Below are 21,213 nucleotides of genomic sequence, written 5' to 3'. Positions count from 1 at the left end.
TTCCTCATCAAAACCGGCGTCCACCGTCCACCTATTTTGAGGTTGTCATGACGACAGTGATTATCAGTAAGCCCGATATTTCGCCGGGCGTGGTTATTCCCCCGCAGCCGGTGCGCGAGCCGCTTATCGGCAACACCTTCTTTTTCCCCGACGTGGATCCGGTGCGCGTCCGGGAGCTGATGCGCCTGGAGCATACCGTCACGCCGGAGCGGCTGCGCGTGGCGATTAAGGACGGTATCGCCGAGACCAATGCGGAGCTTTACGCCTGGCGAAAGGAGCAGATGGGCGCCGGTTTTGTCCGCCTGGCGGACGTGCCTGCCGAGGTGCTCGATGGCGAAAGCGTGCGCTGTTTTTACTACCTGCGCGCCGTCGTCGCGATGACCACCGCCACGCTGTACGAGCGTTATCGCGGCGTGGATGCAAGCAGCAAGGGCGACAAGAAAGCCCAGGACATCGAAAGCACCATCGATGAGCTGTGGCGGGATATGCGCTGGGCGGTCTCCCGCCTGCAGGGAAAATCCCGCTGCATCATCGGGCAAATCTGATGAAGGTTATCGCCCTGCAGGGCGACACGCTGGACGCGCTGTGCGCGCGCGTTTACGGGCGCACCGAGTGCGTGGTCGAGGCGGTGCTGCTGGCAAATCCGGGGCTGGCGGAGCTGGGCGAAATCCTCCCGCACGGCACCGCCGTTGAGCTGCCGGATATTGATTCCTCACCTGTTGCGGAGACGCTGAACTTATGGGACTGACGATGGAGAAAGTACTCACCTTTCTGGCCTACTGGCTCGCGGTCGGGCTGGCCTATTTCGGGGCGATGACGCCCCAGCAGGCGGCGCTGTATATCGGCAGCGGTGCCGCCATTTTTACCGCGCTGGTGAACTGGTGGTATCGCCGCAAAACCTTCCTGTGGCTGAAAGCTGCGGGGCTGAATAAGGAGGTGGCCCGTGGCCTCAATCGTTAAACGTTGCAGCGTGGCCGTGGTGCTGGCGCTGGCCGTGCTTGTGCCTGATTTAAGGCTCCTTAAAACCTCCCCCGACGGGCTGGCGCTGATTGCCGACCTTGAGGGTTGCCGCCTGAAACCGTACCAGTGCAGCGCGGGCGTGTGGACGTCGGGCATCGGTCACACGGCAGGCGTCACGCCGAAGGGGGATATCACCGAGCGGCAGGCGGCGGTCAACCTGGTCAGCGACGTGCTGAACATGGAGCGCCGTCTTGCGGTCTGCGCCCCGGTCGCCATGCCGCAGCCGGTCTATGACGCCGTGGTGAGCTTTGCGTTTAACGTCGGCACCGGTGCCGCCTGCCGCTCGACGCTGGTCAGCTACATCAGGCGCCAGCAGTGGGCGCAGGCCTGCGACCAGCTCACGCGCTGGGTATACGTCAGCGGGGCCAGAAATACCGGGCTGGAAAACCGCCGCGCGCGGGAGCGTGCTTACTGCCTTAAGGGGGCCAAATGAAAACGCTGATTATCTTACTGCTGCTCGCCGCTGCCGCTCTGGTGTGGATGAAGCGCGAGAACGCCACGCTCACCCGCTCGTTTGAAAAGGCCAACCGCGTCGCCGGTGAGCAGAAAACCCAGATCACCATGCTGCGTAACCAGCTCGACGTTGCTGCCGGTGTCCGGCTGCGTAACGAGATGGCGCAGGTGCAGCTCATCAACAAACTTACCGCCGCCAGCACCCTTGCGGCGAACCGTGGCAAAACCGTAACGAGGCTACTCAATGAAAATAAAGCGCTGCGCGACTGGTATGAGTCTGATTTGCCTGATGACATTATCGGGCTGCACGCCCGCCCCGCCTTCACCACCACCGCCGGTTATTTACAGTGGCTGTCCGAAAGTGGCGCTGTGCCAGCTCCCGGCCAGCAGTCCACGCACTAACGGTGATTTGAGCGAAGATATTCGCCAGCTGGAAGGGGCCTGGGCGCGCTGTGCGCTCCAGGTGGAAACCATTAAACACTGTCAGGATAAACTTGATGCTGAAGCCAGTAAGCCTGCGCAACGCGCTCTGTGATGCCGTCCCGGCCCTGCGTAATAACCCGGACATGATGCGCATCTTTATCGACGGCGGGAAAATCGCCTCCACGCTGGCGACCTCGCTGTCGTTTGAAAACCAGTACACGCTCAACGTCGTGGTCACGGATTATCATGGCGATCTGGATTATCTCATCGTGCCGGTGAATGCCTGGCTGCGGGAGAACCAGCCCGACATCATGACCACCGACGAGGGGAAAAAACGCGGATTCACCTACGTTGCGGACATCAACGACGACGAAAGCGTCGACGTCAGCATCAGCCTGCTGCTGACCGAGCGCACGCTGGTCAGGCAGGAGGGGGAAGCCCTGCACGTGCAGCACGTCGGCGAGCCGCCGCTGCCCGCGCCGGTAACCCGTCCGATGGAGCTGTACGTCAACGGCGAGCTGGTGAGTAAATGGGATGAATGAATTTAAACCCTTTGAGGACAGGCTCGCCGGGCTTATCGCCAGCCTGTCACCGGCGGCACGGCGCAGAATGGCCGCGGATATTGCAAAGCGCCTGAGAACTTCCCAGCAGCAGCGCATCAAACGCCAGCAGGCACCGGACGGCGCGCCGTATGCCGCGCGAAAGCGCCAGCCGATCAAGGCCAAAAAAGGCCGGGTGAAACGGGCGATGTTCACGAAGCTGCGCACCAACCGGTACATGAAGGCGAAAGGTACAAACGACGCCGCCGTCGTGGAGTTTACCGGACGGGTGCACCGCATGGCGCGTGTGCATCAGGAGGGATTAAGGGACAGGCCGAACCGCTACGCCGCCCCCGTAGAATATGAATCGCGCCCGCTGCTTGGATTCAGCCAGGCCGATGCAAGTATCGTTAAGGCGGTTATTCTTTCTCACCTGTCTTAATCTGCTGTTGTGCTACCCGCTATAAAACGCGCATGCGTTGCCGCCCGGATCGTGGGGCGGCATCCTTTCCCCATGAACAATATTTCCTCTCTCAGTGAACTTGCGCGCCAGCTGCGCAATCTCATCCGCACCGGCATCGTGACCGACGTCGACACCGCGCGGGCGTTATGTCGTGTTGAAACCGGCGGGATAACGACCGACTGGCTCAACTGGCTGACGCCCCGCGCCGGTCGCGCCCGTACGTGGTGGGCACCGTCCGCCGGTGAGCAGGTTTTATTGCTGGCCGTAGGCGGCGAGCTGGACACCGCCTTTGTGCTGTCCGGCATCTATTCCGACGACAACCCCGCGCCGTCAGCGTCTGCCGATGCGCTGCACGTTTCCTTTCCTGATGGTGCCGTTATCGAATACGAGCCGCAGACCGGCGCGCTCACCGTGTCGGGTATTAAAACCGCCTCGGTGACAGCCGCCGAATCCGTTGTCGTGACGGTGCCGGTTGTGACCGTTAAGGCCAGCCAGAAAATCATCCTCGATACGCCGGAAGTTGTCTGCACGAACAAGCTGACCACCGGCACGCTGGAGGTGCAGAAAGGCGGGAAGATGAGCGGCAACATCGAGCACGGCGGCGGCACGTTGAAATCCAACGGCGTGCAGGTGGATGACCATGACCACGGCGGCGTCGAGCGCGGCGGAAGCCGCACGGAGGGGACAAAATGACGGCCCGTTATCTCGGCATGAACCGCGCCACCGGCCTGAGCCTGTCTGACGCGGAGCACATCAGCCAGAGCGTGCGCGATATCCTCATTACCCCCGTCGGCTCGCGCCTCATGCGCCGTGAATACGGCTCGCTGCTGTCGGCGCTGATTGACCAGCCCGACAACGCGGCGCTGCGTCTGCAAATTATGTCAGCGTGCTACATGGCGATCCTCAAGTGGGAGCCGCGTATCCGGCTGACGGCCATCACCTTTGAAAGCACCACGGCGGGCGAGCTGTTCGTCGACATCATCGGCGTGCGCACCGTTCCCGGCGGCGCGCCATTATCCCTGACTATTCCCCTGAGCTGAGACTATGGCAACCATTGACCTGAGCCAGCTACCCGCCCCGGACGTGGTCGAGGTGCTGGACTATGAAACCCTGCTGGCGGAGCGCAAGGCGACGCTGATTTCCCTTTATCCGGAGGACGAGCAGGAGGCCGCCGCGCGCACCCTTGCGCTGGAGTCCGAACCCATCGTGAAGCTGCTGGAGGAAAACGCCTACCGTGAGCTGATGCTGCGCCAGCGCGTTAACGAGTCGGCGCTGGCCGTGATGCTTGCCCATGCCAGGGGGAATGACCTCGACGTGCTGGGCGCGAATAACAACGTCGGGCGCCTGGTGATTTCGCCTGCCGACGATACCGCCATTCCGCCGGTGGCCGCCGTGATGGAATCCGACAGCGATTTCCGCCTGCGCATTCAGCAGTCCTTTGAAGGGCTGAGCGTGGCCGGGCCGGTCGGGGCGTATCAGTTTCACGGGCGCAGCGCCGACGGACGGGTCGCTGACGTCTCGGTTATCAGCCCGTCGCCCGCCTGCGTCACCGTTTCCGTGCTGTCGCGGGAGGGGAACGGCACCGCCAGCGACGAACTGGTCAGCATCGTGAGTCTTGCCCTGAATGACGAGAACGTGCGCCCGGTGGCCGACCGGGTGACGGTGCGGTCGGCGGCCATCGTGGACTATGAAATCGACGCCACGCTTTATCTCTACCCCGGCCCGGAGCTTGAGCCGGTGAAGCAGGCCGCTGAGGCAAAGCTTAAGGCCTACATCAGCGCCCAGCACCGTCTCGGACGGGATATCCGCAAATCGGCTATTTATGCCGCCCTGCACGTTGAAGGCGTGCAGCGCGTCGAGCTGGCGAAGCCGCTGGCCGATATCGTGCTCGATGACACCCAGGCTTCTTTCTGCACCGCTTACAGCATCGTGGTCGGGGGTGCCGATGAATAACGTCCGGCTGCTGCCGGTCGGCTCCTCGCCGCTGGAGCTTGCCGCCGCCACCGCCTGCGCCGAGCTGAACCGCGTTCCGGTGCCGCTGCGTCAGCTGTGGAACCCGCAGGAATGCCCATTAAACCTGCTGCCCTATCTGGCGTGGGCCTTTTCGGTCGACCGCTGGGATGAGAACTGGCCGGAGGAAACAAAGCGCGAGGTCATACGGGCCGCAAAATATCTGCACAAGCACAAGGGCACCATCGGGGCGATCCGTCGCGTGGTCGAGCCGCTGGGTTATCTGATTAACGTGACCGAGTGGTGGCAGACGAACGACGAGCCGGGAACATTTCGGCTCGATATTGGCGTGCTGGAAAGCGGCATAACCGAAGAGATGTACTTCGAAATGGAGCGGCTAATCGCGGATGCCAAAGCCGCCAGTCGTCACCTGACCGGCCTGAACATCATTCAGGACATTCCCGGCCACCTGTACACCGGCGGCGTCAGCTATGACGGCGACATCATCACCGTTTACCCCGGATAAGAGGCAAAAATGGCAGTTAAATATAAAACACTCATCACCACCGCCGGGGCGGCAAAATTTGCAGCCGCCACCGCAGGCGGGACAAAAATCACCCTCACGCAGATGGCCGTCGGCGACGGTGGCGGCTCGCTGCCGGTGCCGGACGTCGGGCAGACAAAGCTCATCAGCGAGCAATGGCGCGCCCCGCTCAACAAAATCAGCGTGGACGCAAAGCATAAAAATTACGTGGTGGCCGAGCTGCTGATCCCCCCGGAGGTGGGCGGCTTCTGGATGCGTGAAATGGGACTGTACGATGCCGACGGCACGCTGGTTGCCGTTGCCAACATGGCCGAGAGCTACAAGCCGGAGCTTGCGGAGGGGTCAGGCCGCGCGCAGACGCTGCGCATGGTTATTATCATCAGTGAAATTGAGTCGGTCGGGCTGACCATCGACACCACCACCGTGATGGCCACGCAGGATTACGTCGACGACAGGCTCGCGGAGCATGAAAAATCCCGCAGGCACCCGGACGCCACGCTTAAGGAAAAGGGCTTTACGCAGCTCAGCAGCGCGACCAACAGCGACAGCGAGACGCTGGCCGCCACGCCAAAAGCGGTTAAAGCGGCTTACGATCTGGCGAACGGGAAATATTCTGCTCAGGATGCGACGACCGCGCGCAAGGGTATTGTCCAGCTCAGCAGCGCCACGAACAGCACCAGTGAGGCGCTGGCCGCCACGCCAAAAGCGGTGAAGGCGGCTTACGATCTGGCGAACGGAAAATATTCTGCTCAGGATGCGACGACCGCGCGCAAAGGTATCGTCCAGCTCAGCAGCGCCACGGACAGCACCAGCGAGGCACTGGCGGCCACGCCGAAAGCCGTCAAGGCGGCGAATGATAATGCCAACGGGCGCGTTCCGTCGGGGCGCAAGATTAACGGTAAGGCGCTCAGTGTTGATGTGAATATTACGTCGCAGGATATTTTCGGGACTCAGGCGACAGGTATCGGTAGCGGTGCTGATTTGAATACCTTCACCACGCCGGGGCTTTATTATCAGCCCGCGAATGCGCAGGCTATTACCGGTAAAAACTATCCCGAGGCGGTGGCGGGTTCGCTGGAAGTCTATAAGCATGCGGGCTTCACTCAGGTTTATCGTATTTACAGCAATGCACGATGCTACATCCGCACATTTTATGCTGAGGTGTGGTCAGCCTGGGCAAAAGTCTACGACACGTCCAACAGACCCACTGCGGCTGACGTGGGGGCATTATCCGTGAATGGCGGAACCGTTAACGGTGAAGTAAAAATTAAGGCAACAAACGGCCTGAGAATTTACAACGATGATTACGGCATTATTTTTCGTCGTTCGGAAAATAATCTTCACATCATACCTACCGCGAAAGGCGCAGGCGCTAACGGCGATATCGGCCCGCTGCGCCCGTTATCCATTTCGTTAGATACGGGTAAGGTTAATTTTAGCCACGGGATTTCTGCATCCAGCGTCGGGGTGGGTGACTGGACTAACTTTGATGCGCGATATCAGGCCAAAGGGAACTATACGCCAGCAGGTCAGGCGTATACCAAAACGGAGTCCGACGGGCGTTTCATAATTGCAGATGCCGTGAGCTACGCCGGATTCGTCTCGAATAATGCCGCAGCCCCTTATATGCGCCATAAAGCCTCTAATACGGTTGTGAGTCTTGCCACAAAAACATATGCCTACAGCCAGTCTGAAAGTAATGCCAGATTTGTAACCGGCGTGCGTTTTGGCGCGTCGGCTGAATACAACGAGCGCGGCAACAAGGAACGCATGGCTGGCGGCGTAATGACGGCTTTTGCTGACCGGGGCAGCTCAAACTACTGGATCCGCCTGCGTCCCCTGCAATATTTGCTCAATGGTGCCTGGGTGACCGCGGCGTACGCGTAAGGAATAAAAACTATGATGCTGATGAAGAACTTCACCGCCGCAGTTGAAGAGCTGGACGGCATTTCAATCATGTTGTTTACCGATGAAAACGGCAGCGACTGGTACGAGGCACAAAAGGACTTTTCAAAAACCAGCCTGAAATTCATGTTTGATGACCGGGGAAATATTGTTGCCGCGTCCTTTGATGCCTCGATGCTGGCTCCGGAAGGTTTATCCGTCAGTGAAGTCAGCAAGTCCAGCGTACCGAAGACCTTCTTTGATAGCGGTACGCGCTGGGTCTTTGATGGTAAAAAAATCATTCCATTCAGCTATTCGCAGGAAGAGTTACTGCAGCAGGCGGGAGAACAGCGGGCCGCACTAATCAGTGAGGCAAAAGAAAATATTATTGTCGGCCAGACCCGGCTGACGCTGGGCCGCGCTTTAACTGACGAGCAGACCCGTAAACTGCATGCCTGGCTTGATTATATCGATGCGCTGGAAGCGCTCGACCTGACAGAATCCCCCGTTTACTGGCCGCCAGCCCCGACGGAAAAATAGCAGGCAAAAAAAGGCCCGCATCAGCGGGCTAGTCAGACATTTTCTCTCTTATTTCTCTGTTCGTCACATCCACGCATTCTTCACAGATATCGCCCTCCGGGGACATCAGTCTGGAAATCAGGCTCCGGCGCTTCCCGCAATACACGCACGCAAAACCCACCGGCAGCAACGCCAGGACAGGCAGAAACACAATCAACACGCCAGCGATCGTCAGCACCGCACATACTCCCTTATTTACAATGTGGAAAACGATAGCGGCAATAACCCTCTATAGATAATGGATATAAACGATCAATTACGCCTGATTGATCGCTCGCGCCGATCAATCAACGTTTGCCCGAACCTGCTGATTACCCTCATTTCCTCGTGTTGTTGTGCTGCCCGTCAGACTTCCCGGACTGCTCGCCCGTCGATTACACAACACACGAAAATAGACACTCCTGAAAATCTATGGAGTACCCCGGATGAGTGACTATCATCACGGCGTGCAGGTTGTTGAAGTCAACGACGGCACGCGCGTTATTTCCACGGTCTCGACGGCGGTCATCGGCATGGTGTGTACCGCCAGCGATGCCGACGCCGCGACCTTTCCGCTTAACGAGCCGGTATTAATTACCAACGTGCAGAGCGCCATCGGTAAGGCCGGTAAAAAAGGCACCCTTGCCGCCTCCCTGCAGGCGATTGCCGACCAGTGCAAACCGGTCACCATTGTCGTGCGCGTGGAGGAAGGCGACGACGAGGACGACGAAGCCGCGCAGGCGCAGACGATTTCCAACATCATCGGCGGCACGGATGAGAACGGCAAATACACCGGCATTAAGGCGCTGCTGACCGCCGAAGCGGTGACCGGCGTTAAGCCACGCATCCTCGGCGTGCCGGGTCTGGATACGCAGGCGGTGGCGGTCGCGCTGGCGTCTGTCTGCGTCAGCCTGCGCGCGTTCGGCTACGTCAGCGCCTGGGGCTGCAAAACCCTGTCCGATGCCATCAAATACCGCGACAATTTCAGCCAGCGCGAGCTGATGGTCATCTGGCCGGACTTTATCGCCTGGAACACCGTGAGCAACGCCAGCGCCACGGCTTACGCCACCGCCCGCGCGCTCGGCCTGCGCGCGTACATCGACCAGACCGTCGGCTGGCACAAAACCCTGTCTAACGTCGGCGTGCAGGGCGTGACCGGCATCAGCGCGTCGGTATTCTGGGATTTACAGACACCCGGCACCGATGCCGACCTGCTCAACGAGGCGGGCGTCACCACGCTTATCCGCAAGGACGGTTTTCGCTTCTGGGGCAACCGCACCTGCTCAGACGATCCGCTTTTCCTGTTTGAGAACTACACCCGCACCGCGCAGGTTATCGCCGACACGATGGCCGAGGGGCATATGTGGGCGGTGGATAAGCCGGTTACCCCGGTGCTCATCCGGGACATTATCGACGGTATTAAGGCGAAGTTCCGCGAGCTGAAAACCGGCGGCTACATCGTCGACGCCGACTGCTGGTTTGATGAGGAAGCCAACGACGCCGAATCCCTGAAGGCCGGAAAGCTGATTATCGATTACGACTACACGCCGGTGCCGCCGCTGGAAAATCTCACCCTGCGCCAGCGTATCACCGATAAATATCTGGCAAATCTGGCCGCCTCGGTCAACGGATAAGGAGCACTGAAAAATGGCAATGCCCCGCAAGCTGAAAGGCTTAAACCTCTTTAATGACGGTCTTGATTATATGGGCGTCGTATCTTCCGTCACGCTGCCGAAGCTCACCCGCAAGCTGGAAAACTATCGCGGCGGCGGCATGAACGGCGCAGCGCCGGTGGATTTCGGCCTCGACGATGAAGCGCTTACCCTGGAATGGACGCTCGGCGGCTTCCCGGACGAGGCGCTGTGGGCGCAGTACGCGCTGCCGGGTGCCTCCAGTGTGCCGCTGCGCTTTGCAGGCTCGTACCAACGCGACGACTCGGCGGAGGAAACCGCCGTCGAGGTGGTGGTGCGCGGTCGCCATAAAGAGTTTGACGGCGGCGACAGCAAGCAGGGAGAGGACACCGAGACCAAAATCACCACCGTCTGTACCTACTACAAGCTGACGATGAACGGCAAAGAGCTGATCGAAATCGACACCATCAACATGATTGAGAAGGTGAACGGCGTTGACCGGCTGGAGCAGCGCCGCCGCAATCTCGGCCTCGCTTAACTTTCTGATCGGTCAGGCCGCTGGCCGGTTTTCCCCTGAATAAACCCACGGAGTTAACACCATGAGCAGCGTTAAAAGCAAAACCACCAAAACCGCAGAAAACCCGAATGTCGTCACCCTGGTCAACCCGATTAAACGCGGTGACGAGGTGATTAAAAGCATTACCCTGATTAAGCCAACCGCAGGCACCCTGCGCGGCGTCAGCCTGGCCGACGTTGCCAGCTCGGACGTCAACGCGCTGATTAAAGTTCTCCCACGCATGACCTATCCGGCGCTGATTGAGTCGGAGCTTAACAGCATGGAGCTGCCGGACATGATGACGCTTGCCGCTAAGGTGATCGGTTTTTTGGCTCCGGCTTCGGCGGCGTAACCTTTCCGCCGGATTTGTCGGTCGATGACCTGATGGCGGATATCGCGGTGATATTCCACTGGCCGCCGTCAGAGCTGTATGCCCTGAGCCTCTCCGACCTTCTTACATGGCGCGAACTGGCGCTTAAACGCAGCGGGAACGCTTATGAGTAATAACGTCAGAATTGAGGTGCTGCTTAAGGCCGTTGACCAGGCGACGCGCCCGTTTAAGCACATCCAGACGGCGAGCAAATCGCTTGCCGGTGATATCAGCACCACGCAAAAAGCCCTGCGGGATTTGAACGGCCAGGCGTCGCGCATCGATGGCTTTCGCAAAACCAGCGGGCAGCTGGCCGTCACCGGTCACGCGCTGGAAAAAGCGAAGCGGGAGGCCGAACAGCTCGCCGCGCAGTTTAAAAACACCGAGCGACCGACCCGCGAGCAGTCGCAGGCGCTGAAAGCGGCAAAGGCCGCCGCCGACGGGCTGCAGTCGAAATATGACAGCCTTACTCAATCCGTAAAACGCCAGCAGGCTGAGCTCGGCAAGGCGGGCATTAACACCCGCAACCTCACCCGCGATGAGCAGAGCCTTAAGGGCCGCATCAGCGAGACCACCCGCCAGCTCAACCGGCAGAAGCTCGCCCTTGAGCAGGTCAGCGCGAAGCAGGCAAAGCTCAACGCGGTCAAAAACCGCTACCGGGCCGGAAAAGAGATGGCCGGGACGGCGGGCGCGGTCGGTGCGGCCGGAACAGGTATGGCAACCGCAGGCGTGGCGGCGGGCGTCGGTATTCTTAAACCGGGCTATGACTTTGCGCAGAAAAATTCCGAGCTGCAGGCCGTGCTCGGCGTGGAAAAAACCTCGCCCGAAATGCAGCTGCTGCGCAAACAGGCCCGCCAGCTCGGTGACAACACCGCCGCCTCCGCAGACGACGCCGCCGGGGCGCAGATTATTATCGCCAAGGCCGGTGGAGATTCTGCTGCAATTCAGGCCGCCACGCCGGTCACGCTGAATATGGCGCTCGCCAACCAACGCACCATGGAAGAGAACGCCGCCCTGCTGATGGGTATGCGCTCGGCCTTCCAGTTATCGAACGACAGGGTCGCGCACATCGGCGACGTGCTGTCGACCACGATGAACAAGACCGCCGCCGACTTTAACGGCCTGAGCGACGCGCTGACCTACGTTGCGCCGGTGGCGAAGAACGCCGGGATCGGGATTGAGGAAACCGCCGCCATGGCGGGTGCGCTGCACGATGCCAAAATCACCGGCTCGATGGCCGGGACGGGCAGCCGTGCGGTTATCAGCCGGTTGCAGGCACCGGTCGGCAAGGCGAATGAGGCGCTCAGCGAACTGGGCGTTAAAAACGCTGACCGACGCGGCAACATGCGCCCGCTGTTCACCATCCTGAAGGAAATGCAGGCGAGCTTTGAGAAAAACAAACTCGGCACGGCGCAGCGTGCGGAGTACATGAAAGCCATCTTTGGCGAGGAAGCCAGCTCGGCGGCGGCGGTGCTGATGACCGATGCGGCCAGCGGCAAGCTCGACAAGCTGACGGCCATGTTTAAAACCTCGGACGGTAAAACGGAAGAGCTGGTCAAAGTCATGCAGGACAACCTCGGCGGCGACTTTAAAGAATTTCAGTCGGCGTATGAGGCGGTCGGCACCGACCTGTTTGACCAGCAGGAATCCTCCCTGCGCAGGCTGACGCAGACGGTCACGAAATACGTGCTTAAGCTCGACCACTGGATCGTACAGAACAAAGGGCTGGCGCAGACGCTGCTCAAGGTGGGCGGCGTGGCGCTGGCGGTGGTCGGCATGGTTGGCGCAATTGGCCTGGTGGCGTGGCCGGTAATTGCCGGGATAAATGCGATTATCGCCGCCGCCGGTCTTCTCGGGACGGCATTCACTGTGGCGGGCGGTGCCATCATGACGGTACTCGGCGCGCTCACCTTGCCGGTAGTGGCCGTGGGCGCGGCTATCGTCGGCGGCGCGCTGCTTATCCGTCATTACTGGGAGCCGCTGGGCGCATTCTTCTCGGGCGTCATCGAGGGGATGAAAACCGCCTTTGCGCCGGTCGCGGATATGTTCGCCCCGCTCGGCCCGGTGTTTGAGGCTATCGGCCAGAAAGTGCAGGCCGTGTGGCAGTGGTTCAAAGAGCTGATTGCCCCGGTGAAGGCCAGCAAGGAGACGCTCGACAGCTGCAGGGATTCCGGCGTGGCGTTTGGTCAGGCGCTGGCGGGCGCTTTCCGGCTTGCCATGACGCCTTTCACCGCGCTGCGTGACGGCATCGAGTGGGTGCTCGACAAGCTCGGCATTATCAACCAGCAATCCGGGCAACTCGGTGAAAAGGCGCAAAAGGTCAATGCGTATGCGAACGGTGCCGGTGGTGGCTATTCCCCAACAGGTGGGGTGCTGACCGGCGGTTTTGGCAGTTATCAGCCGGTGACGGCAGCCGCGGGTAAAAGCTACACCGACCAGAGCCGCAACGAGTATCACATTAATCTCGGCGGCGGCGTGCACAACGGCGGCGAGCTTGAACGCCAGCTGCGCGACGGGCTCGAAAAATACGAGCGTGAGAAGCGGGCGAAGCAGCGCGCCAGCATGCTGCACGACTAAGGAGAAATTACCATGATGCTTGTCCTCGGCATGTTTGTTTTTCAGCTGCAGACGCTGCCTTACCAGACCCTGCAGCGGGACGTCGATTACCGCTGGCCGTCAAACAGCCGCGTCGGCCAGCGCCCGGCGATGCAGTTTCTCGGCGTGAACGAGGAAAAAATCGTTATCAGCGGCAGCCTGATGCCGGAAATCACCGGCGGCAGAATGTCACTGCTCGCCTTAAATCTGATGGCCGAAGAGGGGCGCGCCTGGCCCCTGCTCGACGGCAGCGGGACAATTTACGGCATGTTTGTGATTAATTCCGTGAGTGAAACCTACAGCGAGTTTTTTGCCGACGGCTCGGCGCGCAAAATCGACTTTACCCTCAGCCTTACCCGCGTGGATGAGTCGCTGGCGGCCATGTTCGGCGATATCCAGAAGCAGGCCGAAAGCCTGGCCGGAAATGCGGGAGGGTTATTTTAATGCTGACGGGACTGGCGCAGGATGCGGGGGCGAGCATGGCCCCGGCGTTTATGCTGACGCTGAATAATCAGGATATTACTGCAAACATCAGCGACCGGCTGATTAGCCTGAGCATGACCGATAACCGGGGATTTGAGGCCGACCAGCTCGACATCGAGCTCGACGACAGCGACGGAAAAGTCGAACTGCCGACGCGCGGCGCGGTGCTGTCGCTGTTCCTCGGCTGGCAGGGGGCGGCGCTGCTGGGAAAAGGACTGTTTACCGTGGATGAAATCGAGCACCGGGGCGCGCCGGATACGCTGACCATCCGGGCGCGAAGTGCTGATTTTCGCGGTACGCTTAATTCCAGGCGGGAGGCGTCCTATCACGACACCACCCTCGGTGAGGTGCTCAGCACCATCGCCAGCCGTAACAAACTGGCGGCAAGCGTGGCACCGCAGTTTGCCGGAATTGCCATCCCGCATATCGACCAGTCGCAGGAGTCTGACGCGAAGTTTCTCACCCGCCTGGCCGAGCGCAACGGGGCGGAGGTGTCGGTCAAGGCCGGTAAGCTGCTGTTTCTGAAAGCCGGTGCCGGTGTGACGGCCAGCGGCAGGCCCATTCCGCAGCTGACGCTCGAACGCCGCGACGGCGACCGGCACCAGTTTGCGATTGCCGACCGGGGCGCTTACACCGGCGTGACCGCAAAGTGGCTGCATACCCGCGAGCCGAAAGAGCAAAAGCAACAGGTTAAGCTCAAACGCAGGGCGAAGCCGCAGCACCTGCGCGCGCTCCAGCACCCGAAGGCGAAGCCGGTGAAAGCCAAAGCCGCACCGAAGGAAAAAGAGGCCCGCGAAGGCGAGTATATGGTCGGCGAGGAGGATAACGTTTTTGCACTGACGACCATCTACGCCAGCAGGGCGCAGGCGATGCGCGCCGCCCAGGCCAAATGGGACAAGCTGCAGCGCGGGGTCGCGGAGTTTTCCATCAGTCTGGCAATGGGCCGCGCGGATCTCTACCCGGAAACGCCTGTCACCGTATCGGGCTTTAAGCGCGTCATAGACGAGCAGCCGTGGATAATTACTAAGGTGACCCACTCGCTCAGTAACAGCGGCTATACGACTTCGCTAGAACTTGAGGTAAGACTAATAGATGTTAACTATGACGCAAAAGGCGAATAGCTATAAAATAATTCTCTAAAAGCGAAGTTGATAGTATCATTTACTCACTTAATGAGAATAACGAGGCGAGCCATGTTCCATTGTCCTAAATGCCAGCATGCGGCGCATGCCCGCACAAGTCGCTATCTTAGTGAAAACACCAAAGAGCGTTACCACCAATGCACAAATATAAATTGCAGCTGTACCTTTGTGACAATGGAGTCCGTTGAGCGCTTTATCGTTACTCCAGGTAAGATCATTCCCGCACCACCTCACCCGATTAGAGGTGGACAACAAACCATATGGTTATAGAAATTGCCCGCTTCGAGCGGGTTTTTTTATTCTTGAAAAAAACAGCGTGGAACCGATCTACGCATTGTCGCAAAAAAAATGCTGCGACACTTTTGCGACACCGTGCACCAGAAACAAAAAAGCCACTTCGTTAGAAGTGGCTTAATCATATGATTTTAAAGCTAAAATTTGGTGGCCCCTGCTGGACTTGAACCAGCGACCAAGCGATTATGAGTCGCCTGCTCTAACCACTGAGCTAAGGGGCCGTGGCGCTGGATTATAATGGAACTGCGGGCGGCAATCCAGTCATTGCGTAACGTGTGCTGATTTTATAAACAATGTCTAATCAATCCCTTATACTTGTTCCACATTTATAACCAAAGGATACGTGATGACTAATGACATTCTCCAACCAGGGCTGCGGGTGGTGTTCTGCGGCATCAATCCAGGCAAGACTTCTGCGCACACTGGATTTCACTTTGCACATCCGGGGAATCGTTTCTGGAAGGTGATACACCTTGCAGGTTTTACCGACAGGCAGTTGAAACCGGAAGAGGAGCTTCATTTACTGGATACGCGCTGTGGCATTACTAAGCTTGTGGAGCGACCTACGGTTCAGGCGAGTGAGGTTGGGCTGCACGAGCTGCGTGCAGGCGGACGTGAGCTGATGACTAAGATGCTGGATTACCAGCCTATGACGCTTGCCGTGCTGGGCAAGCGGGCGTTCGAGCAGGCGTTCAGCCAGCGCGGCGCAAAGTGGGGCAGGCAGGAAATTACCATTGGCGATACCGAGGTATGGATATTGCCGAATCCTAGTGGGCTGAACCGGGCGACGCTGGATAAGCTTGTGGAATCGTACAGCGAGCTGGAACAGTCGTTGATGTCGCGGGGCAGGTAGGGGCCATCTTACATGCATAAAAAAGCCCTCACAGGGAGGGCTTTTAAGAGAACGAAGAGATTAATCGTCCAGGAAGCTACGCAGCACTTCAGAGCGGCTAGGGTGGCGCAGTTTGCGCAGGGCCTTCGCTTCGATCTGACGGATACGTTCGCGGGTCACGTCGAACTGTTTACCCACTTCTTCCAGCGTGTGGTCGGTATTCATGTCGATACCGAAGCGCATACGCAGAACCTTCGCTTCACGCGCGGTCAGGCCAGCCAGAACGTCATGGGTGGCAGAGCGCAGGCTTTCTGAGGTTGCGGAATCCAGCGGCAGCTCGAGGGTGGTATCCTCGATGAAATCACCCAGATGCGAATCTTCATCGTCGCCGATTGGCGTTTCCATGGAGATAGGCTCTTTGGCAATTTTCAGCACCTTGCGGATTTTGTCTTCCGGCATCAGCATACGTTCAGCCAGCTCTTCCGGCGTTGGCTCACGACCCATCTCCTGCAGCATCTGGCGCGAGATACGGTTGAGCTTGTTGATGGTCTCAATCATATGCACCGGAATACGGATGGTACGCGCCTGGTCGGCGATGGAGCGGGTGATAGCCTGACGGATCCACCAGGTCGCATAAGTTGAGAACTTATAGCCCCGGCGATATTCAAACTTATCAACGGCTTTCATCAGGCCGATGTTGCCTTCCTGAATCAGATCAAGGAACTGCAGGCCACGGTTGGTGTATTTCTTGGCGATAGAAATAACCAGACGTAAGTTTGCTTCAACCATCTCTTTCTTCGCACGGCGGGCTTTCGCTTCGCCGATGGACATACGACGGTTGATATCTTTAACCTGTTCGATGGTCAGGCCGGTCTCTTCTTCAATCTGCTGCAGCTTCTGCAGGCTGCGGTGCACGTCGTCAGACACGTCACGCAGTTTTTCAGACCACGGCTTATTCATTGCGATCGCTGCATTGAACCAGGTTTCGCTGGTTTCGTTGCCGGTGAACAGCGTGATGAAGTTTTTCTTCGGCATTTTGCATTGTTCAACGCACAGCTTCATGATCAAACGTTCTTGCGTACGAACGCGGTCCATCATGACGCGCATGCTGTTTACCAGGTAGTCGAACTGCTTCGGCACCAGGCGGAACTGTTTGAAGACTTCGGACAGCTGCAGGATCTCAGCAGCGGAGTCGGCGTGAGCACGGCCTTTCGCTTTGATCGTGTCGCGAGTTTTTTCATATTGCGTACGCAAATCGCCGAATTTTTCACGTGCTAATTCTGGATCGATGCTGTTGTCATCATCCGCGTCGTCGTCATCGTCTTCTTCGTCATCATCACTGTTTTCTTCGCTGGTCAGCTCAGAACCAATGTGGGTGGCGGTTGGGGCGAGCTCTTCTTCTGCGTTTGGATCAACGAAGCCGGTGATTAGATCGGTCAGGCGTACCTGCTCGGCTTCAACACGATCGTACTGCTCAAGCAGATAGGTGATCGCTTCCGGGTACTCGGCAACGGAGCACTGCACCTGGTTGATGCCATCTTCGATACGCTTAGCGATATCGATTTCACCCTCACGGGTTAACAGCTCAACGGTACCCATTTCGCGCATATACATACGCACCGGGTCAGTGGTACGCCCGATTTCTGATTCCACGCTGGACAGCACCTGAGCGGCAGCTTCTTCCGCGTCTTCGTCTGTGTTGTTTGAGTTTTCAGCAAGCAACAGGTCATCGGCGTCAGGTGCTTCTTCCATCACCTGAATGCCCATGTCATTGATCATTTGGATGATGTCTTCGATCTGATCGGAGTCGACGATATCTTCCGGCAGATGGTCATTGACCTCAGCATAGGTCAGATAGCCTTGCTCCTTACCACGTTGGACAAGAAGTTTCAGCTGTGACTGCGGGTTTTGCTCCATAAGACGGTATCCACACTTAAGTCGTTTGGGGAGGTGTCGGTAGGCGTTGCCGCCAACAATAACGTAACGAGGGCTAATTTATTTTATTGCCGCAGCCCATCCTTGCGGCGTTCGGGTTTGACCCGATCAATGTTCGGCAGTTAAGCCGCGAGTATTTACTTTTTCGCGCGTGACTCATTGATCACGCGGACTTCCTCACGTTCCGCCGGGGTTAGCCCCTCGGTCCGGGAACGTGCAATCAATTCCGTTAGCCTTAGCTCCAGCACTGAGTCAAACATATGGTCCAGCGCGTCGGTGAAGGTTTTTTCTGCAATGTCCTTATCTGCTATATCGTCCCACGCCGACAGTTTTTCAAGGGTCGCCGCATCTTCTGTGCCACGATAGAGTTCTAAAAGCTGCCCTGTTGTCAGCCCAGGTTGGGCCAGACAGGTTTCGACCAGCCTGCTGAATAAGTTCAGCCCCGGTAGTTTCGCCTGCTCCAGACCGTTTAACGGTGGAACCGTATGCGCCAGCTCTGGGTTTTGCACCAGAAGTCCTATCAGTATACGCATGGTTGTGCGTTTTAGCTGTGGCGCCGGGCGCGGCGTACCGCTTTCGGCGGCTTTAGGCATCAGCTTTTCAAGCTGGCTGTCGTCCAGAATGCCGAGTTTATTGCCCAGCTCCTGGCGCAGATAAATGCGCAATGTTTCGCCAGGTACCTGACTAATCAGCGGTAATGCCAGGGTGCTCAGTCGCGCCCGGCCATCCGGTGAGGTCAAATCAACCTGCGGCATCAGGCTGTTAAAAAGAAACGTCGACAGCGGCAGGGCTTTCTCCATGCGCGCTTCAAAGGCTTCTTTTCCTTCTTTACGCACCAGCGTATCCGGGTCTTCACCGTCCGGCAGGAACATAAAGCGCAGCTGACGGCCATCCGTCATATAAGGTAGTGCAGTTTCCAGCGCGCGCCATGCGGCGTCTCGACCCGCGCGATCGCCGTCATAACAGCAGACGACGTTATCCGTTGCGCGGAACAGCAGCTGGATATGGTCGGCGGTGGTGGAGGTACCCAGTGAAGCAACGGCGTAAGAAATACCGTACTGCGCCAGGGCAACCACATCCATATAACCTTCGACCACCAGCAGGCGTGCCGGTTCAGGCTGGCTCTGCTGGGCTTCATAAAGGCCATACAGCTGGCGACCCTTATGGAAAATATCGGTTTCCGGGGAGTTCAGGTACTTCGGCAGGGCATCGCCGAGTACGCGGCCACCAAAACCTATTACCCGGCCTCGCTTGTCGCGGATGGGAAACATCACCCGTTCGCGGAAGCGGTCGTAACTGCGTCCCTGGTCGTTGGTCACCAGCATGCCAGCATCCGTCAGCGCCTGACGATTCTCGGCATTGCCACCAAAGCGTTTCAGCGCGTTATCCCAGCCGGGAGGCGCGTAACCGATGGCAAAGTGCTTGATGACTTCAGCGCTTAAACCACGCTGTGCCAGATACTGACGAGCGGGTTCTGCATTGTGTTGCGCCAGGGATTGTTGATAAAAGGCGTTCAGGCCGTCCATCAACTGATAAAGACTTTGCCGCTGATGGCGCTCAATCTGGCTTGGCCCGCTACCCGCTTCGTACGGCACCTCAAGGTTATGCATGGCGGCCAGTTCTTCAACGCTTTCGACAAACTCGAGCTTGTCGTAGTTCATTAAAAAATCCAGCACGTTGCCGTGCGCCCCGCAACCGAAGCAGTGGTAAAACTGTTTTTCACCGTTTACGGTGAAAGAGGGGGTTTTTTCGTTATGGAACGGACAGCACGCATGGTAGTTCTTGCCCTGCTTTTTAAGCTTCACACGCGCATCGATCAGATCGATGATGTCGGTGCGAGCCAGCAAGTCATTGATGAAAACACGTGGAATTCGTCCAGCCATAGGCCCCGTATGACCCCGTTAGTTTGTCTGTTGCCGCCTTGAAAGCGACGTCAGAAACCTGAAGGGCAGGTCAGTTCATAAACGAAAATAAGCCGCGCATTCCTTTCGGAAGCACGGCCTTTACAACTACTACTGGTCTGTTCCGGAGGCGTTAACCCCCAGGGAATTAGTACAGACGAGTGCGGCGTGCGTTTTCGCGAGCCAGTTTCTTAGCGTGACGTTTCACAGCAGAAGCTTTAGCGCGTTTACGTTCGGTAGTCGGTTTTTCATAGAACTCACGACGACGAACTTCCGCCAGAACACCTGCTTTCTCACAAGAACGCTTGAAGCGACGCAGTGCTACGTCGAATGGCTCGTTTTCACGTACTTTAATTACCGGCATTAACTCTCACCTTTGTAAATTCGGTTTGCCGCTGACTGATGCGTCAGCTATTTCAAAATGGTGCGGAATTTTACTGCAACTACTGCTGCTTTGTAAAGCACCGGACAACCAGAAACCTGGCTTTTATGGCCGGAATCTTCCAGGGGGGCAGATTATACACCACCTCAGCATGAAAGGTGAGCAAAGTTTTACAACAGAGGCCGGGAAGCTTAAACTTCGCCGCAAGATACAGAGGCAGAGAAAACCATGCGCGTACTGGGTATAGAGACATCCTGTGATGAAACCGGCATCGCTATATATGACGATGAGAAAGGGCTGTTAGCTAATCAATTGTATAGTCAGGTGAAGTTGCACGCTGACTACGGTGGCGTGGTGCCGGAGCTGGCCTCCCGCGACCACGTGCGTAAAACCGTGCCGTTGATTCAGGCCGCCCTGAAGGAAGCAGGACTTAGCGCCAAGGATATTGATGGCGTGGCTTATACCGCAGGCCCGGGCCTGGTTGGCGCGCTGCTTGTTGGCGCAACCATCGGCCGCTCTCTGGCGTTTGCCTGGGATGTTCCGGCGGTGCCCGTACACCACATGGAAGGGCATTTACTGGCCCCGATGCTGGAAGATAATCCTCCGGCGTTCCCGTTTGTCGCGCTACTGGTTTCAGGCGGCCACACCCAGCTGATTAGCGTTACCGGTATTGGCCAATACGAGCTGCTGGGTGAGTCCATCGACGATGCTGCTGGTGAAGCCTTTGATAAAACGGCCAAACTTCTAGGGCTGGATTATCCGGGCGGCCCGATGCTGTCAAAAATGGCGGCGCAGGGCACTGAAGGGCGTTTTGTCTTTCCGCGACCAATGACCGATCGCCCAGGCCTGGACTTCAGCTTCTCCGGCCTGAAAACATTTGCGGCTAATACTATTCGTGGAAACGAAGCAGACGATCAGACGCGTGCCGATATCGCCCGTGCATTTGAAGATGCCGTGGTGGATACATTGATGATCAAGTGCAAACGCGCTCTGGATCAGACTGGGTTTAAGCGTCTGGTGATGGCCGGGGGCGTCAGCGCTAACCGCACATTGCGTACCCGCATGGAAGAGCTGATGACCAAACGCCGCGGTGAAGTGTTCTATGCGCGTCCGGAGTTTTGTACCGATAACGGCGCGATGATTGCCTACGCCGGAATGATTCGCCTGAAGGCAGGTACAGCGGGAGAGTTGAGCGTAACGGTTCGTCCGCGCTGGCCGCTGGCAGAGCTGCCCGCAGCGTAAAAAATAGCGCATCAAT

General features: G+C 58.0%; 27 protein-coding genes and 1 tRNA gene. 24 read left to right on the top strand and 4 right to left on the bottom strand.

What is annotated here, in order from left to right:
• The first annotated feature begins 47 nt into the window (after positions 1-47).
• The 22 genes from ACA108_18815 (at position 48) to ACA108_18710 (ending at position 14,881) form a co-directional block, all read left to right on the top strand.
• Positions 48-545 (top strand): head completion/stabilization protein, encoded by a 498-nt coding sequence (locus tag ACA108_18815; GenBank protein ID XEX98161.1) that lies wholly within the window; start codon positions 48-50, stop codon positions 543-545.
• On the top strand, positions 545-748 hold the full coding sequence (locus ACA108_18810) for a tail protein X (protein XEX95365.1): 204 nt from the start codon (positions 545-547) through the stop codon (positions 746-748). The genes ACA108_18815 and ACA108_18810 overlap by 1 nt, the downstream gene beginning before the upstream one ends.
• The gene (locus ACA108_18805; GenBank protein ID XEX95364.1) at positions 739-960 is read left to right on the top strand and encodes a primosomal protein; all 222 of its coding nucleotides are present in this window, start codon (positions 739-741) and stop codon (positions 958-960) included. The genes ACA108_18810 and ACA108_18805 overlap by 10 nt, the downstream gene beginning before the upstream one ends.
• Complete coding sequence (locus ACA108_18800; protein ID XEX95363.1) at positions 944-1,453, top strand: lysozyme; 510 nt, start codon at positions 944-946, stop codon at positions 1,451-1,453. Before ACA108_18805 ends, ACA108_18800 begins: the two co-directional genes overlap by 17 nt.
• Positions 1,450-1,875: an Rz-like lysis system protein LysB gene (gene lysB / locus ACA108_18795; GenBank protein ID XEX95362.1), complete on the top strand. Its 426-nt coding sequence runs from the start codon at positions 1,450-1,452 to the stop codon at positions 1,873-1,875. The genes ACA108_18800 and lysB overlap by 4 nt, the downstream gene beginning before the upstream one ends.
• Positions 1,763-2,008 (top strand): Rz1-like lysis system protein LysC, encoded by a 246-nt coding sequence (lysC, locus tag ACA108_18790; protein ID XEX95361.1) that lies wholly within the window; start codon positions 1,763-1,765, stop codon positions 2,006-2,008. Before lysB ends, lysC begins: the two co-directional genes overlap by 113 nt.
• Positions 1,971-2,438, top strand: a complete 468-nt coding sequence (locus tag ACA108_18785) for a phage tail protein (protein ID XEX95360.1) — start codon at positions 1,971-1,973, stop codon at positions 2,436-2,438. The genes lysC and ACA108_18785 overlap by 38 nt, the downstream gene beginning before the upstream one ends.
• Positions 2,431-2,877 carry a phage virion morphogenesis protein gene (locus tag ACA108_18780; protein ID XEX95359.1) on the top strand — a complete coding sequence of 149 codons (447 nt, stop codon included), beginning with the start codon at positions 2,431-2,433 and terminating at the stop codon, positions 2,875-2,877. The genes ACA108_18785 and ACA108_18780 overlap by 8 nt, the downstream gene beginning before the upstream one ends.
• A gap of 72 nt (positions 2,878-2,949) precedes the next feature.
• Positions 2,950-3,591 (top strand): phage baseplate assembly protein V, encoded by a 642-nt coding sequence (locus ACA108_18775; GenBank protein ID XEX95358.1) that lies wholly within the window; start codon positions 2,950-2,952, stop codon positions 3,589-3,591.
• On the top strand, positions 3,588-3,938 hold the full coding sequence (locus ACA108_18770) for a GPW/gp25 family protein (GenBank protein XEX95357.1): 351 nt from the start codon (positions 3,588-3,590) through the stop codon (positions 3,936-3,938). Before ACA108_18775 ends, ACA108_18770 begins: the two co-directional genes overlap by 4 nt.
• A gap of 4 nt (positions 3,939-3,942) precedes the next feature.
• Entirely contained in the window at positions 3,943-4,851 is a 909-nt protein-coding gene (locus ACA108_18765) for a baseplate assembly protein (GenBank protein ID XEX95356.1), read from the top strand.
• Positions 4,844-5,374: a phage tail protein I gene (locus ACA108_18760; protein XEX95355.1), complete on the top strand. Its 531-nt coding sequence runs from the start codon at positions 4,844-4,846 to the stop codon at positions 5,372-5,374. Before ACA108_18765 ends, ACA108_18760 begins: the two co-directional genes overlap by 8 nt.
• 9 nt (positions 5,375-5,383) lie before the next feature.
• Positions 5,384-7,279: a tail fiber protein gene (locus ACA108_18755; GenBank protein ID XEX95354.1), complete on the top strand. Its 1,896-nt coding sequence runs from the start codon at positions 5,384-5,386 to the stop codon at positions 7,277-7,279.
• Between the two features lie 12 nt (positions 7,280-7,291).
• On the top strand, positions 7,292-7,816 hold the full coding sequence (locus ACA108_18750; protein XEX95353.1) for a tail fiber assembly protein: 525 nt from the start codon (positions 7,292-7,294) through the stop codon (positions 7,814-7,816).
• A 464-nt stretch (positions 7,817-8,280) separates the two neighbouring features.
• Positions 8,281-9,468, top strand: a complete 1,188-nt coding sequence (locus ACA108_18745; GenBank protein ID XEX95352.1) for a phage tail sheath protein — start codon at positions 8,281-8,283, stop codon at positions 9,466-9,468.
• Positions 9,469-9,481: 13 nt separating this feature from the next.
• Positions 9,482-10,003: a phage major tail tube protein gene (locus ACA108_18740; protein ID XEX95351.1), complete on the top strand. Its 522-nt coding sequence runs from the start codon at positions 9,482-9,484 to the stop codon at positions 10,001-10,003.
• A 61-nt stretch (positions 10,004-10,064) separates the two neighbouring features.
• Entirely contained in the window at positions 10,065-10,373 is a 309-nt protein-coding gene (locus ACA108_18735; GenBank protein XEX95350.1) for a phage tail assembly protein, read from the top strand.
• A 14-nt stretch (positions 10,374-10,387) separates the two neighbouring features.
• Positions 10,388-10,525, top strand: coding sequence for a GpE family phage tail protein (locus ACA108_18730; protein ID XEX95349.1), 138 nt, complete (start codon positions 10,388-10,390; stop codon positions 10,523-10,525).
• Positions 10,518-12,968, top strand: coding sequence for a phage tail tape measure protein (locus ACA108_18725; protein XEX95348.1), 2,451 nt, complete (start codon positions 10,518-10,520; stop codon positions 12,966-12,968). The genes ACA108_18730 and ACA108_18725 overlap by 8 nt, the downstream gene beginning before the upstream one ends.
• A gap of 12 nt (positions 12,969-12,980) precedes the next feature.
• Positions 12,981-13,430 (top strand): phage tail protein, encoded by a 450-nt coding sequence (locus ACA108_18720; protein XEX95347.1) that lies wholly within the window; start codon positions 12,981-12,983, stop codon positions 13,428-13,430.
• Positions 13,430-14,590: a phage late control D family protein gene (locus ACA108_18715; GenBank protein XEX95346.1), complete on the top strand. Its 1,161-nt coding sequence runs from the start codon at positions 13,430-13,432 to the stop codon at positions 14,588-14,590. The genes ACA108_18720 and ACA108_18715 overlap by 1 nt, the downstream gene beginning before the upstream one ends.
• A gap of 72 nt (positions 14,591-14,662) precedes the next feature.
• On the top strand, positions 14,663-14,881 hold the full coding sequence (locus tag ACA108_18710) for a DNA-binding transcriptional regulator (GenBank protein ID XEX95345.1): 219 nt from the start codon (positions 14,663-14,665) through the stop codon (positions 14,879-14,881).
• Between the two features lie 169 nt (positions 14,882-15,050).
• On the opposite strand, the gene ACA108_18705 is transcribed toward ACA108_18710, so the two are convergent.
• Positions 15,051-15,126: transfer RNA gene (locus ACA108_18705), tRNA-Ile, on the bottom strand.
• A 125-nt stretch (positions 15,127-15,251) separates the two neighbouring features.
• Between ACA108_18705 and mug the strand changes: the two genes are divergently transcribed.
• Positions 15,252-15,758 (top strand): G/U mismatch-specific DNA glycosylase, encoded by a 507-nt coding sequence (gene mug / locus ACA108_18700; GenBank protein XEX95344.1) that lies wholly within the window; start codon positions 15,252-15,254, stop codon positions 15,756-15,758.
• Positions 15,759-15,818: 60 nt separating this feature from the next.
• Here mug and rpoD read toward each other — a convergent pair whose 3' ends face one another.
• The 3 genes from rpoD to rpsU all read right to left on the bottom strand — a co-directional run bounded on the left by rpoD (position 15,819) and on the right by rpsU (position 19,937).
• Positions 15,819-17,654, bottom strand: a complete 1,836-nt coding sequence (gene rpoD, locus ACA108_18695; GenBank protein XEX95343.1) for an RNA polymerase sigma factor RpoD — start codon at positions 17,652-17,654, stop codon at positions 15,819-15,821.
• Between the two features lie 155 nt (positions 17,655-17,809).
• Positions 17,810-19,555, bottom strand: a complete 1,746-nt coding sequence (dnaG, locus tag ACA108_18690; protein ID XEX95342.1) for a DNA primase — start codon at positions 19,553-19,555, stop codon at positions 17,810-17,812.
• A 166-nt stretch (positions 19,556-19,721) separates the two neighbouring features.
• Entirely contained in the window at positions 19,722-19,937 is a 216-nt protein-coding gene (rpsU, locus tag ACA108_18685) for a 30S ribosomal protein S21 (protein ID XEX95341.1), read from the bottom strand.
• A gap of 246 nt (positions 19,938-20,183) precedes the next feature.
• Here rpsU and tsaD point away from each other — a divergent pair, with 246 nt between their 5' ends.
• Complete coding sequence (gene tsaD, locus ACA108_18680; protein XEX95340.1) at positions 20,184-21,197, top strand: tRNA (adenosine(37)-N6)-threonylcarbamoyltransferase complex transferase subunit TsaD; 1,014 nt, start codon at positions 20,184-20,186, stop codon at positions 21,195-21,197.
• Positions 21,198-21,213: the final 16 nt, after the last annotated feature.

This window comes from Dryocola sp. LX212 (assembly GCA_041504365.1).
GTDB lineage: Bacteria > Pseudomonadota > Gammaproteobacteria > Enterobacterales > Enterobacteriaceae > Dryocola.
This window is presented reverse-complemented; position numbering and strand designations above follow the sequence as displayed.